The organism is Roseateles sp. UC29_93, assembly GCF_042695725.1.
Classification (GTDB): domain Bacteria; phylum Pseudomonadota; class Gammaproteobacteria; order Burkholderiales; family Burkholderiaceae_C; genus Roseateles; species Roseateles noduli_A.
In genome coordinates, this window is the sequence record NZ_CP170545.1 from 4,474,089 (window position 1) to 4,486,531 (window position 12,443).

General features: G+C 67.5%; 17 protein-coding genes. 5 read left to right on the top strand and 12 right to left on the bottom strand.

The features are described from left to right. Positions 1-37 precede the first annotated feature (37 nt). A complete protein-coding gene (locus ACFJIX_RS20895) occupies positions 38-1,624 on the bottom strand; it encodes a GMC family oxidoreductase (protein ID WP_377154483.1) in 1,587 nt (528 codons plus the stop codon). Between the two features lie 295 nt (positions 1,625-1,919). Continuing rightward, entirely contained in the window at positions 1,920-2,435 is a 516-nt protein-coding gene (locus ACFJIX_RS20900; protein ID WP_377154485.1) for an Lrp/AsnC family transcriptional regulator, read from the bottom strand. 135 nt (positions 2,436-2,570) lie between these two features. Between ACFJIX_RS20900 and ACFJIX_RS20905 the strand changes: the two genes are divergently transcribed. Further along, the gene (locus ACFJIX_RS20905) at positions 2,571-3,587 is read left to right on the top strand and encodes a 1-aminocyclopropane-1-carboxylate deaminase (RefSeq protein ID WP_377154487.1); all 1,017 of its coding nucleotides are present in this window, start codon (positions 2,571-2,573) and stop codon (positions 3,585-3,587) included. Between the two features lie 36 nt (positions 3,588-3,623). Here the strand turns inward: ACFJIX_RS20905 and ACFJIX_RS20910 are convergent, their stop codons facing one another. After that, the gene (locus tag ACFJIX_RS20910; protein ID WP_377154489.1) at positions 3,624-4,532 is read right to left on the bottom strand and encodes a LysR family transcriptional regulator; all 909 of its coding nucleotides are present in this window, start codon (positions 4,530-4,532) and stop codon (positions 3,624-3,626) included. Positions 4,533-4,633: 101 nt separating this feature from the next. Between ACFJIX_RS20910 and ACFJIX_RS20915 the strand changes: the two genes are divergently transcribed. Together ACFJIX_RS20915 and ACFJIX_RS20920 are read left to right on the top strand one after the other, a co-directional pair. Beyond that, positions 4,634-4,963 (top strand): nuclear transport factor 2 family protein, encoded by a 330-nt coding sequence (locus ACFJIX_RS20915; protein WP_377154491.1) that lies wholly within the window; start codon positions 4,634-4,636, stop codon positions 4,961-4,963. After that, on the top strand, positions 4,960-5,742 hold the full coding sequence (locus tag ACFJIX_RS20920; RefSeq protein ID WP_377154493.1) for an SDR family oxidoreductase: 783 nt from the start codon (positions 4,960-4,962) through the stop codon (positions 5,740-5,742). The genes ACFJIX_RS20915 and ACFJIX_RS20920 overlap by 4 nt, the downstream gene beginning before the upstream one ends. Before the next feature lie 131 nt (positions 5,743-5,873). On the opposite strand, the gene ACFJIX_RS20925 is transcribed toward ACFJIX_RS20920, so the two are convergent. After that, positions 5,874-6,281 (bottom strand): DUF3224 domain-containing protein, encoded by a 408-nt coding sequence (locus ACFJIX_RS20925; RefSeq protein WP_377154495.1) that lies wholly within the window; start codon positions 6,279-6,281, stop codon positions 5,874-5,876. A 176-nt stretch (positions 6,282-6,457) separates the two neighbouring features. On the opposite strand from ACFJIX_RS20925, the gene ACFJIX_RS20930 reads away from it, so the two are divergent. Next, complete coding sequence (locus tag ACFJIX_RS20930; protein ID WP_377154497.1) at positions 6,458-6,937, top strand: ExbD/TolR family protein; 480 nt, start codon at positions 6,458-6,460, stop codon at positions 6,935-6,937. Between the two features lie 37 nt (positions 6,938-6,974). On the opposite strand, the gene ACFJIX_RS20935 is transcribed toward ACFJIX_RS20930, so the two are convergent. The 5 genes from ACFJIX_RS20935 to ACFJIX_RS20955 form a co-directional block, all read right to left on the bottom strand. Further along, on the bottom strand, positions 6,975-7,580 hold the full coding sequence (locus tag ACFJIX_RS20935; protein ID WP_377154499.1) for a cysteine hydrolase family protein: 606 nt from the start codon (positions 7,578-7,580) through the stop codon (positions 6,975-6,977). 13 nt (positions 7,581-7,593) lie between these two features. Continuing rightward, positions 7,594-8,451, bottom strand: coding sequence for an SDR family oxidoreductase (locus ACFJIX_RS20940; RefSeq protein ID WP_377154501.1), 858 nt, complete (start codon positions 8,449-8,451; stop codon positions 7,594-7,596). Between the two features lie 111 nt (positions 8,452-8,562). Continuing rightward, positions 8,563-9,084, bottom strand: coding sequence for a hemerythrin domain-containing protein (locus ACFJIX_RS20945; RefSeq protein WP_377154503.1), 522 nt, complete (start codon positions 9,082-9,084; stop codon positions 8,563-8,565). Between the two features lie 94 nt (positions 9,085-9,178). Beyond that, positions 9,179-9,448 carry a hypothetical protein gene (locus ACFJIX_RS20950; RefSeq protein ID WP_377154505.1) on the bottom strand — a complete coding sequence of 90 codons (270 nt, stop codon included), beginning with the start codon at positions 9,446-9,448 and terminating at the stop codon, positions 9,179-9,181. A 183-nt stretch (positions 9,449-9,631) separates the two neighbouring features. Further along, a complete protein-coding gene (locus ACFJIX_RS20955; RefSeq protein WP_377154507.1) occupies positions 9,632-9,940 on the bottom strand; it encodes a hypothetical protein in 309 nt (102 codons plus the stop codon). Between the two features lie 149 nt (positions 9,941-10,089). Here ACFJIX_RS20955 and ACFJIX_RS20960 point away from each other — a divergent pair, with 149 nt between their 5' ends. Beyond that, positions 10,090-10,857 carry a DUF72 domain-containing protein gene (locus ACFJIX_RS20960; RefSeq protein WP_377154509.1) on the top strand — a complete coding sequence of 256 codons (768 nt, stop codon included), beginning with the start codon at positions 10,090-10,092 and terminating at the stop codon, positions 10,855-10,857. Between the two features lie 46 nt (positions 10,858-10,903). Here ACFJIX_RS20960 and ACFJIX_RS20965 read toward each other — a convergent pair whose 3' ends face one another. Genes ACFJIX_RS20965 through ACFJIX_RS20975 form a run of 3 tightly spaced genes read right to left on the bottom strand, consistent with a single transcriptional unit; the run spans position 10,904 to position 12,307 of the window. Then, positions 10,904-11,413 (bottom strand): hypothetical protein, encoded by a 510-nt coding sequence (locus ACFJIX_RS20965; RefSeq protein WP_377154511.1) that lies wholly within the window; start codon positions 11,411-11,413, stop codon positions 10,904-10,906. Positions 11,414-11,424: 11 nt separating this feature from the next. Then, positions 11,425-11,679, bottom strand: a complete 255-nt coding sequence (locus ACFJIX_RS20970; protein ID WP_377154513.1) for a hypothetical protein — start codon at positions 11,677-11,679, stop codon at positions 11,425-11,427. A 55-nt stretch (positions 11,680-11,734) separates the two neighbouring features. Then, positions 11,735-12,307: a YceI family protein gene (locus ACFJIX_RS20975; protein ID WP_377154515.1), complete on the bottom strand. Its 573-nt coding sequence runs from the start codon at positions 12,305-12,307 to the stop codon at positions 11,735-11,737. Between the last annotated feature and the right edge of the window lie 136 nt (positions 12,308-12,443).

A 12,443-nucleotide genomic window follows, 5' to 3' on the forward strand; every position in this document is an offset into this window, starting at 1 on the left:
GTCCGCTCGGGTGGAAGGATCCGGCGAGGGGATCCGGTCAGGGAAGTCGGAGACCGTGGGTCGACACGAGCTCCTCGACGGCGCGCTCCCCGATGACGACGCAGGGGGCCATCGTGTTGCCGCTGGTCACGTGCGGCATGACCGAGGCATCGGCGATGCGCAGGCCGTCGATGCCGTAGACCTTGAGCTGCCCGTCCACCACCGCCATCGCGTCGCGGCCCATCTTGGCCGTGCAGGACTGATGCCAGTAGGTCACGGCGGCATTGCGGAGGTAGTGCGCCAGCGCCTCGCCCTGCATCCGGCCGGGCAGCGACTCGCCTTTGACAAGCCCCTTGAAGGCCGGGCTCGCGCCGAGTTCGCGGACCAGTTCGATGCTCCGGATCGCGCTGCGAAGGTCGTCCGGGTGCGACAAGGTACCGGTGTCGATCACGGGGGCGTCCGTGAACTCGCGTCCGGAGAGCGTGATGCGGCCGCGGCTCTGCGGATGGGCCAGCCCGGCGAACATCGTCCAGCCATGGGCGGGAACGCCGAGCGAGGCGTTCTCCGCGCTCGGCACCGGGAACTCCACCTGGCAATGGAACATGTCGGGCAGTCGCAGGGCGTTGCTGCTGCTCCAGTACAGCGTGGCTTCCGATCCGCCGTAGCCCACGGCTTGCGGTTCCTCATACTCGAAGATCGCCGCGAAGGAGACATGGTCCTGGTGGTTCTCGCCGACGCCGGGGAGGTGCTGGACCAGGGGAATGCCGTGACGGTGCAGTTCCGCCGCGGGGCCGATGCCGGACTGCATGAGGAGCTTGGGCGTGTTGACGGCGCCCAGGGACAGGATGACTTCGCGATCGGCGTTGAAGCGCTCGATGCGGCCGTGGCGCAGCGCTTCCACGCCCACGACGCGGCGGCCGGAGAACTGCAGCCGGCTCACCACGGTGCCGGTGAGCACCGTCAGGTTCGACTGGCCGCGTCGGGGGTGGACGTAGGCGCGGTAGATGGAATGCCTGCGGCCGTCCTTGACGATGAGGTCGTTGAAGGCGACGCCGCCGAGGCCTTCCATCATGGCGCCGTTGGGGCTGTCGAAGTGGGGGATGTCGCTCGCGCGCGCGGCCTCCACCAGTGCCCGGGCGATGGGCTGCGGATCCTGCACGGCGGCGACGTGGACGGGACCGCCCGTGCCCCGCCGCAGCGCATCGGCCGGCCCGCGGTAGTCCTCCACGCGCCGGTAGATCTTCAGCACGGATTCGTAGTTCCACGCGGGGTTGCCGGACTCCTCGGCGAAGTCCTCCCAGTCGTTCTTGTGGCCGCGCGCCCAGAGCCCCACGTTGATGCTGGAGCCGCCGCCCAGGACGCGACCCATGTTGAGCGGGATCGACCGGTGGTTCAGATGCGGATTGGGTACGCCGCTGAAGTTCCAGTCACGCGCCGATCCGAGATTCAGCGGCCATTGGCCGGGCGTCATCACTTCCGGCAGATCGTCGTCGCCACCCGCTTCGATGAGCAGCACCTTGACGTTGGGGTCCTGCGCGAGACGACCCGCGACGACGGAGCCGGCCGTGCCGGCGCCGCAGATGATGAAGTCGTAGGTCGTTCCGGCAGCGTCGGCGCTGACCGGGTTCGGATGCGAATGTTCCATTGCTTTCTGATCGGCCAAGGCCGATGGCTTGTGACGCGGAAGTGGCCGCGACATCGATCAGAAAGGAAGGACTTGGCGGCTACGAAATGGTAGGAGGAGTGCCGCGAAATGAGGTTGTGAACATCGTCGTTCGAACAAGCCTTGACGCGATCTTCACGCTTGATCGCCTAAGAAGATTAGCGGATTGATGGCTGAGAAGAAATTTAATTCCACGCGCCATTGAGGGAAGACCTCAGGGGGAATCAAGCGGGCTTCAACGAGGTGCAAATGGAGTCCGAACGGGATCCAGACGAACTCAGGCAATCGGAATCGCGGTAGTGGAGAGCACTTCCTTGAGAACCATGAAGGACCTCACCTGCCGGACGCCGGGCAGATGCAGGAGGTGCTCGGCATGCAGGCGGTTGTAGCCGGCGTTGTCCTTGGCGCGGACCACCATGAAGTAGTCGAACTCGCCGGTCACGACATGGCATTCCTGGCAGCCGGGGACCTTCTGCACGGCCTTCTCGAACGCCGCGAACGATTCCGGTGTCGAGCGGTCGAGCACCACGCCGATCACCACCAGCATCCCGGCATCCAGCGCGGACGGATTGAGGAGCGCCACGATGCCCTTGATGTAGCCGGCCTCCTTGAGCCGTTCCACGCGCCTCAGGCAGGCTGGCGGACTCAGGTTGACCTTGCCGGCGAGGGCCACGTTGGAGATCGACGCATCCTTCTGCAGCGCCCTCAGGATCGCCTTGTCGATCTTGTCCAGGGTGGCCGGCGAGAGATCCGTGGCGACGACACTCTTGCTCTGCACTTTTCTTGCGTTCATTCTGACCTTCGAGAGGGTTTGTGATTTGAATCGACTGTACGGAGAACTATCGACTCGTGAAAGGCCGTGATGTTGCAGCAACATTGTTCAGGCTTGTTCCTATCATCGATGGACCCGCAATCAGGAGTGCCTGAGATGAATCTGTCGAAGTTTCCCCGTCATCCGCTGACCTTCGGGCCCACGCCGATCCAACCGCTCAAGCGCCTGTCCGAGCACCTCGGCGGCAAGGTCGAGCTCTACGCGAAACGCGAGGACTGCAACAGCGGCCTGGCCTTCGGCGGCAACAAGACGCGCAAGCTCGAGTACCTCATCCCGGAGGTCCTGGCAGGCGGTTACGACACGCTGGTGTCGATCGGCGGGATCCAGTCCAACCAGACCCGCCAGGTCGCCGCGGTCGCCGCGCACCTGGGCCTGCGCTGCGTGCTTGTGCAGGAGAACTGGGTCAACTATTCCGACGCGGTCTATGACCGGGTCGGCAACATCGAGATGTCCCGCATCCTGGGCGCCGAGGTCACGCTGGACGCGGCGGGATTCGACATCGGCATCCGTCCCAGCTGGGAGCAGGCGATCGAGGACGTGAAGCGCGCCGGCGGCAAGCCTTATCCGATCCCGGCGGGCTGCTCCGAGCATGCGCTCGGCGGACTGGGCTTCGTCGGCTTCGCCGAGGAAGTGCGACAGCAGGAACAGGCCCTGGGCTTCCGGTTCGACTACATCGTGGTCTGCTCGGTGACCGGCAGCACGCAGGCCGGCATGGTGGTCGGCTTCGCCGCGGACGGTCGTGCCGACCGGGTCATCGGCATCGATGCCTCGGCCAGACCCGACAAGACCCGCGCGCAGATCCTGCGCATCGCGCGCCACACCGCCGAGATCGTGGAACTGGGGCGCTCCCTCCAGGACAGCGATGTGGTGCTGGACGACCGCTACGGCGGACCGGAATACGGCCTGCCGAACGACGGCACGCTGGAGGCGATCCGCCTGTGCGCGCGGCAGGAAGGCATGCTGACCGACCCGGTGTATGAGGGCAAGTCCATGCACGGCATGATCGACAAGGTGCGCAAGGGCGAGTTCCCGGCGGGCTCGCGCGTCCTCTACGCGCATCTGGGCGGCGTGCCCGCGCTGAACGCCTACAGCTTCCTCTTCCGCAACGGCTGACGGCAGGCGCGAGAGCTCGTTGCGCTAACGGCCAGCCTAAGCCGGAGTCAGGTCGCGATCCAGCAGGCAGTCGATGAAGGCGCTCAACGCCGCGGGGCGATGGCGCCGGTTCGAGTAGTAGAGGAAGAGCCCGGGCCGCGTGATCGTCCAGTCGGCGAGGACCTGCACCAGACGCCCCTGGGCGAGCCACTCGTCGACGTGCTCGCGGTCGAAGGCGTAGGTGATGCCCAGCCCTTGCAGCGCCGCGGCCACACCGATGTCGGAGTGGTTGGTGACCAGGGGGCCTTCCGCCGCGACCTCAACGCGTTTGCCCTTCTTCTTGAACTCCCATCGATACACGCGGCCGTCGAGCTGCAGCCGCCAGTTGATGCAGGCATGGCCGTGCAGGTCGGCGGGTGACTGCGGCGTGCCGCGGCTTGCCAGATAGTCGGGCGACGCCACCGCGATCATGCGCACGTCGGGGGTCAGGCGCACGGCGACCATGTCCTTCTCCAGCTGAGCGCCCACGCGGATGCCGGCATCGAAGCGACCGGCGACGATGTCGCTCAACGCGTCGTCCACCACGATGTCGAGCGCCACATCCGGATGCGCACGATGGAACCGGCCGAGCCGTGGCGCGATGACGGTTCGTGCCGCCATCCCCAGCGTGTTGATGCGCAGCGTTCCGCCCATCTGGCCGGTCGCCGCGCTGGCCTCGGCGACGGCGTCGGCCATTTCCCGGAAGAGCGGGGCGACGCGCCGGTAGAGCTGCTCCCCGCTGGTCGACGGCGCCACGCTGCGGGTGGTGCGGTTCAGCAGCCGCGCGCCGAGCCGTTCCTCCAGTTGCCGGATCGTCTGGCTCAGCGCCGAAGGCGACAGGCCGAGATGCTCGGCGGCGCGGGCGAAGCTCTCCCGCTCGACCACCGCGACGAAGGCCTTCAGTTCGGCGAATTCCGATCCGCGCATTCTGTATCCGTTGCTACATGGCCTATCCAGATTCTAGGTGATTCTCTAATGTCTCCATCGGACGGAAGCTAGGGACTTCGAAGCCTGAAAGGAGTCTCGTCATGAACGAATCGATCCTTCCCGATCCCATCGCCGCCTACTTCGCCGCCGACAGGCAGAACCCGGACAGCCTTGCCCGATGCTTCACCGCCCAGGCGGTCGTGAAGGACGAGGGGCGCACCTACACGGGCCGCGATGCCATCAAGGCGTGGAAGGCCGAGTCGGCGGCCAGGTACACGTACACGAGCGAGCCGTTCGCCGTGGCGCCGGAGGAGGGCGGTCACGTCGTGAGCAGCCATGTGGTCGGGAATTTCCCCGGCAGCCCGGTCGATCTCAGGTATCACTTCCGCCTTGAGCGCGGCCTGATCGCACAGCTGGAGATCACCGCATGAGCTTCGATCTCCAACTGGGCGGCCTTCGGGCGCTGGTCACGGGCGGTACCAAGGGCGTGGGGGCCGCGGTCGTGCAGAGCCTGCTCGATGCCGGCGCACGGGTGATGACCACGGCGCGGTCCGTGCCGGCGTCATCGACGGATGGCGCGTTCTACGTTGCCGCGGATCTGTCGACGGCCGAGGGCGCGAGCCGCGTCGCGCAGGTTGCGCTCGAGCGGTGGGGTGGCGTCGACATCCTGGTCAACCTGCTGGGCGGTTCCAGCGCGCCCGGTGGCGGTTTCGCGGCGCTGGACGATGCGCAGTGGTTCAGCGAGCTGAACCAGAACCTGATGCCCGCGGTGCGGCTGGACCGCGCGCTGCTGCCCGCCATGCTGGCGCAGGGGTCGGGCGTCATCGTTCATGTGAGCTCGATCCAGCGGCTGCTGCCGCTGCCGGAGTCGACGACGGCCTACGCCGCGGCCAAGGCGGCCCTGTCCACCTACAGCAAGGCCTTGTCGAAGGAGGTGACGCCCAAGGGCGTCCGCGTGCTGAGCGTCGCGCCAGGCTGGATCGAGACGGAAGCGGCCGTGGCGCTGGCGCAGCGGCTGGCGGCCCAGGCCGGCACGGACTACGAGGGTGGGAAGCGGATCATCATGCAGTCGCTCGGCGGCATTCCACTGGGCAGGCCGGCCAAACCGCAGGAGGTGGCGGATCTGATCACCTTCCTGGTGTCGCCGCGCGCCGGCTCGATCTCGGGGTCGGAGTATCTGATCGACGGCGGGACCGTCCCGACGGTGTAGGGCGACGGGGCGTGCCGTTCCCGGACGGGAGGCGGCAAGTCCTGACCCCAAGAGACTCACGTATTGGCGTGGTCCGCAAAGGCGGACGTTTGCGGAAGAAGGGCGGCGACTGAAGTCTCGGGGTTGCGGATTCACTCCGCCGGGAGGTAGTAGCTGAATTCGTAGAAGTGTTTGCCGTCCCGCACGTCGATGCTGAGCGTGCCGCTCAGGCCGACCAGTTCGCCGGTGCCGGAATCGGGCACGACCTGGACGATCAGCTTGGGCGTGCCGCGATTCATCTCGCCGAAGTGCATCAGCATGAACGAGCCGCTGCGGCCCGCCACCCGGCCCTCGACGCGCTCCATGGCGACGTAGCCGGCCGAACTTGGCTCCGCGCTGCGGAAGGCCAGCATGTGGCCGAGGCCGGTCGCGTCGAGTTCGCCGTGGAACTGCTTGCGAAGCAGCAGATGGCCGAGGTTCGCCTCGGCCTCTTCAGGCGCCGGGGTCAGCGGCGTCATCTGCACGTCGAAGGTGCCGCGGAGGGTGTGGGTCTGGGTCATGGTGGCCTCGGGGTCGATCTACCAATCGATGATGACGAGCCGCTTCATCCTGGCATGACGGGAATGCTGAAATGCCTGCTCCAGGCGGCTCAGAACGGACACCGCAACGGCGGCGTCGTCATCCGGATAGTCTAGTCATTGGATATGCTCGGCACGAGACGCTGACCGGACCGGGAATGAGCAAGCTCCACTTTTCCGAACACGCAGAGCCCATGCGCTTCATGGCCGCGAGCACGGCGCCCCTCGGCGGCGTGCTGCTCGCCTTGTTGGCGCTGTGGATGGCGGCGGTTCCTCCGTCGCTTCATGAGATCGGCTTTGATCTTCCCGGCGACGGTTGCCTGGGCGTGATGGGTCCGGAGGGGCCTCCAGTCCACATCGTCATCATCGACCAGGCCGGGGACGTCACCTGGGATGGCGAGGTGCTGGCCGATCGCGCGGCCCTCGAGCGCCGGATGAGCGCCATCGGTGCCGGGGCCATCGCTCAGCAGCCGGCGATCCATGTCGTGCCGCACAAATGGGCCCGCTACGGTGCGTTCATGGCCGTCGTGGCTGCCGCTCAGCGCAATGGCGTGGCATCGGTCGACCTGATCGGAGAGGGGCCGATGCGCATCCGCGGCGTGCCGGCCGACGCCCCGAGGGTCATCGACCATCTCTGAGCCTCACGAGCAGCTGGGCAAGACCTGACACCGCCGCTCACCGAGCGTGTTGTGGGACCGCCGTGATCCGCGCTTTCAGCACGTCCTTCATCCAGTCGAGCGCCTCGTGCTTGCGCTGCTCCGATTCGGAGGCCGTGCAGTCGGCGGGGACTGCCACGCGATAGCCGCGGACATACGCGTCCATCGCCGTGCACTTGACGCAATAGTCCGTCGCGAGACCCGTGATGACGAGATCCTTGGCGCCCAGCTGCGCCAGGAGAAGATCCAGCGGCGTCGCGTAGAAGCCGGAATGTCGCGGCTTGAGGATCAGCAGGTCGGCCTTGGCGGGCGGCAGCAGCCGTGCCAGTTCGGCGGCGGCGCCGCCCGCTTTGCGGCACTCGCGCAGCAGCGTCTGCACATCCGACCGCCACTGGCCGAAGTTGTCGTTGACGTAGATGACGCACGACCCGTCGGCATGGAACTGCTTCCTCAGCCGCGCGGTGGCGCGTGCCGCATCCACCGCCGCGTCGGCGATGTCCCCGGCGCCTTCGAAGCGCAGCGGATTGATGAAGTCCACCAGCAGCAGCACCTTGCGTGAACGCGGCATGCCCGTCCCGCTCGCGACCTTCCGGTCGATCGCGCGGGCGCCGGAACGGGATGGCATGGTCAACGCGCTTTCATGGATCGCCGCGTCCGCCCGACGCGCCGTAGACCTGCCCGGTGGCGTAGCCGGACTCCGCCGACGCCAGCAGCACGTACACCGCCGCCAGTTCCGCGGGCTGACCCGCCCGCCCCATCGGCGTGTCGGTGCCGAATTTCTGCAACTTCTCCTGCGTCTGACCGCCGCAGACCTGCAGCGGCGTCCAGAACGGCCCCGGCGCGACCGCGTTGACGCGGATGCCCTGCTTGGCCAGCTGCTTCGCGAGCCCCTTGGTGAAGATCAGGATCGCGCCCTTGGTGGACGCGTAGTCCAGCAGGTTCTCGCCCGGGGCGTACGAGTTGACCGACGCCGTGTTGATGATCGAGCTGCCCGGCGCGAGATGCGGGATCGCCGCCTTGGACAGCCAGAACGGCGCGTAGATGTTGGTCTTGAAGGTCCAGTCGAACTGCTCGGTGCTGATGTCCAGGATCGATTCGTGGCTCTGCTGCCGGGCGGCGTTGTTGACGAGGATGTCCAGGCCGCCGAGCTCGCGCACCGCGTCCGCCACCAGCCGCTGGCAGAAGGCTTCCTCGCGCAGGTCGCCCGGCAGCGCGATCCCCTGGCGTCCGGTCTCCCGGATCAGCGCGATCACCTCGCGCGCGTCGGGCTCCTCGTCGGGCAGGTAGTTGATCGCGACGTCAGCGCCCTCGCGCGCGAAGGCGATCGCGGCCGCGCGGCCGATGCCGCTGTCACCGCCGGTGATCAAGGCGCGGCGACCGGCGAGTCGGCCATGCCCCACGTAGCTCTTCTCGCCGTGGTCGGGCGGCGGCGTCATGTCGCGGGCGAGGCCCGGCCACGGCTGTGACTGCTTCGGAAAGGCGATCTTGTCCGTCATCGGAATACTCCTGGGAAAGACGCGGCGACCGCGTTGCCGCATCTGCATCCGCGTTGATGCTGATGCTGATGCGGCAACGCGGATGCCTGTGGCGCCGGCCTCGCGCCGCGATCAATGCTTGGCCTGCTCCTGCGCCATCAGTTCCTGCTTGCGCTGCAGGATCCGTTCGCCGAGCTCGGCCATGTCCAGTCCGGACTTCTTCGCCTTCGGGAACATCTCGTTCTGTTCTTCCTTGACGTGATGCTTGACCCATTCGCTCATGACCTTGACCTTGGCGTCATAGTCCTCGCCGCCAGGCTCGACGCCTTCGACGGCGGCGATCAGGTCCTTGATGCTCTGGTGCTCGACACGCGCCTCGGGGACGAGCTCCTTGTCCTTCAACGCGGCCTGGACTTCCGGGTAGAAGATCTCTTCCTCGACCTGGGCGTGCACCGTCAGCTCCAGGCAGATCTGCGCGACGAGCTGCTTCTTCTTCGCGGTGGAGCGCGACTTCTCGAACTGCTCAAAGAGCCCGGCGACCAGCTTGTGATCGGCGCGCAGCAGGCTCACGGCATCCGGCGTCTTCGTGCGCGCGGTGGTCGTGCGGCGGGTGGTCGATTTGCGGCTGGTGGTCGCGGTCGTCGTGGATGGCATGGAAGTTCTCCTGGCGGTGATGGCTGGGGCGGCGAGCCCTCATGGCTCGTCGCAGCAAGTTCATTGGCAAAGGCGATGCCCGCCGTCGCGTCCGCTAACCGGGATCGTCCGACGCCGCAGCTTCTTCGTCCTCCTTCTTGTTCTTGCGCACGCCGCGCAGGTTCATCGCGAACAGACCCAGCTGCAGGACGATCAAGGCGTACGACTGTGTGAAGGCGCCCCAGACGCACCACAGCAGATTGCTGAGCACGAAGACCCAGAAGCCCCAGGTCCGGCGCCGCGCGCTGCGACCGCCGACCAGCCAAGCGGCGATGAGCGTGACGACCATCGCGGGCCATTGAAGCGCGTTGAGCAGTTGGTCCATGACCCGCCGAGGCAAGCGGCTCGCCAGCGATGGTCCACGGCATTCAGCGGAGGACTGCGGAAGACTGCGGAGGACCGGGGAGGACCGCGGCGGGGGACGAAAAAAAGCCCCGGCGGGCCGGGGCTGGTGACGCGGGCTGGCAGCGGCAGCGGCCGCCGCGACGCCGTTCGAAAGGACGAGCCTTCAGCGATCGTCGCGCGACGAGTCGCTGTCCTGGCCTTGATCGTCCTTGGAGGCGCGGTTGGATTGATCGCGGGAGGTCTGCGGGTTCTGCTGCTGCTGCGAACCTTCGTTCATCTGGCCTTGCCGGCCGCTGCCGGGCTGGCCCTGCTGCGGCGATTGCCGCTGGCCTTGCGATCCTGATCCTTGCTGCTGGCCGCCGGGCTGGTTCTGTCCTTGCTGGCCTTGCTGATGCTGCTGTTGTTGCTGCTTCTGCTGGCCTTGTCCGCCCGGGGCCTGCTGCGGGTTCTGCGCGTTGGGTTGCTGAGCCATGATGGTCTCCACGTTGTGCGCGTCGGCAAAGACACCGACAGCAGGAAATGGGCAATGCGCATGCCGGCTCGGCCATGCCGGTTGCCATCGCCGGGGCGGTGCGCCGCTTGCCACGGTCCGGCAGAACCTGTCGTCCCGGAGTCGCCCGCATGCCCGTCACCGTCCGCATCGGCACCGCCGGTTGGAGCATCCCCAAGGCCGTCGCGTCCTCCTTCCCCGGCGACGGCAGTCAGCTGACGCGTTATGCCCGCGTCCTCGAATGCGCCGAGATCAACACGACCTTCAGCCGCACCCACCGGCCAACGACGTTTGAGCGCTGGGCGAACGAAACGCCGGCGGACTTCCGCTTCTCGGCGAAGGTGCCGGAAGCGATGACGCACGGCGCGCGGCTGAAGGTGCCTCGCGCGGAGGTCCGGGCCTTCACCGCGTCGCTGGCCGGGCTGGGCGATCGGCTGGCCGCGTTGCTCGTGCAACTGCCGCCGTCGCTCGACCTGGACACGAGGACGGCGCGCGCCTTCTTCCGTTCGATCCACGCCGGATTCGAAGGCGCCGTGCTGTGCGAGCCCCGGCACCCGAGCTGGTTCACCGCGGCCGCCGAGCGGCTGCTCATCGAGGAACGTGTCGGACGCGTCGCCGCGGATCCCGCGAAACCGGACGGTGCGGCCACGCCGGGCGGTTGGCTGGGGGAGAAGGGCGATGGCCGCGGCGCCACGGTCTACTACCGCTGGCACGGCTCGCCGCGCATGTACTGGTCGCGGTATGAGGATGACTGGCTCGCCGCGCAGGCATCGGAGATCTCGCGGTGGCCGACGGGCACGCAGGTCTGGTGCGTCTTCGACAACACCGCCTCCGGTGCGGCGGCTGACGACGCGTTGCGATTGCAGGCCTTGCTGAGCGGCGGACTCAAGGGTCCTTGATCGCTGGCCCGGGATCCTTCAAGCGAAGGCGCACCACGGGCCGTGGCTAGAGGCGCTCGATGCCGTCAACGGACACGGCCGATACCACCAGCACACGCACGGGCTCCGTATAAGCCGGACTGTTTGCGCGCAGGGTGGCGAGCAGTGCCGCAACGACGGCAGGGTCCGATTCACGCACCATCAACAACGTGGGCCGGCGCGGTCGGAACGCCCCGGCGGACTCCAGCGGACCCCCTCGCCACCAACCGCAATCCCACGGGTCGTGAGGCTGAGCGCCTCGCTGCATCACGCATTCGCGCCACAAGATCTGCAAGCGCCATTGCAGGCCTTGCCAGCGGCCCAGGCGTGCCAGTTCATGGCTGCCGTCGAGTTCGCACGCGACGCCATCCAGGCCGTTGTGAGGCGCGATGCTGGCCGCGCGCAGCGGCTCCGTGACGACCGGGAAGGCGCCACTCTCGCACCAGGCGCGCAGCGACGAGAGCAAAGGCGCATCGACCGCGCCGAGGGCATCGGGCGGGATCATCAGGGCGTCGTCGAAGCGGCGCGGCAGGCGCATGGCAGGGCGGGTCAACCGCCGCTCGACGAGCGCCTCGCGGGGGCCGAACTCGCCTGAGGCGCGACGCCGATGGGGATGACACGCACGCCGGAGGCGGTCGCCGTGGCGTCGGCCTGACGAGTCGTCTGCGCCGCCGGTGGCTTCTTGCGGGCCGCGAACATGTTCACCACGCCCTGGCGAGCCTCGGAGAAGTAGAACAGTCCGGTCACGGCCAGGACGATGGCCGCGATGCCGGCGGCGATTTTGACGGGGGAGATGTGCAGCATGAAGAAGCCTTCGACGGGGCCAGGAGGGTAACAGCCCGCGCCTGGCGTCCCGAGGTCACTCCTTCGCGACGGCTTCCACCTGGATGCGCAGGGCCACGTCCATCTTGAAACCGTAGTCCTTGCCCGCGGCCAGTCCGAACTCCTCGCGGTTGAAGCTGCCCGAGGCGTCGGCGCCGCAGAAGTCGCGCTTGAACATCGGGTGCGGCATGCACTTGAGCTGGTGGATCGTCAGCGTCAAGGGTCGGGTCTTGCCGTTCAGCGTGAGTTCGCCCACCACCTGGGTCGGCACGCCGCCCTTGGCGCCGTCGAAGCGGCCCTTGAACGTGGCGCTCGGGTTCTTCTCGACGTTGAAGAACTTGTCGCCGGTGGCCCAGGCGTTCATTGCGTCCAGGCCGAAGTCGATGCTGGCCAGGTCCATCTTCACGTCGACGCTGCCCGCGCCGGTGGCCTTGTCGTAGATGATGGTGCCGGCGCTCTTGTTGAGCTTGCCGCGCCAGTGGGACATGCCCATGTGGTCGGCCTCGAAGCTGGGGTAGGTGTGCGACGGGTCGATGTCGTAGGTCACGGGCGCGGCCTGCGCGGCGGCGGCGGAGAAGAGCAGAGCGGGGACGAGCAGCAGCGAGTTCATCGGAGTTCCTTGAGGAGGCTCGGCAGGGGTGCCTCCCTGACGACGAGCCGGGCGGGCGGTTTTCGACATCGTCGCATCTTCTCCGGACGTCTTTCGTGTCGCGGGCCCGTCCACAAGCCGACGGATGCGCCGGCGG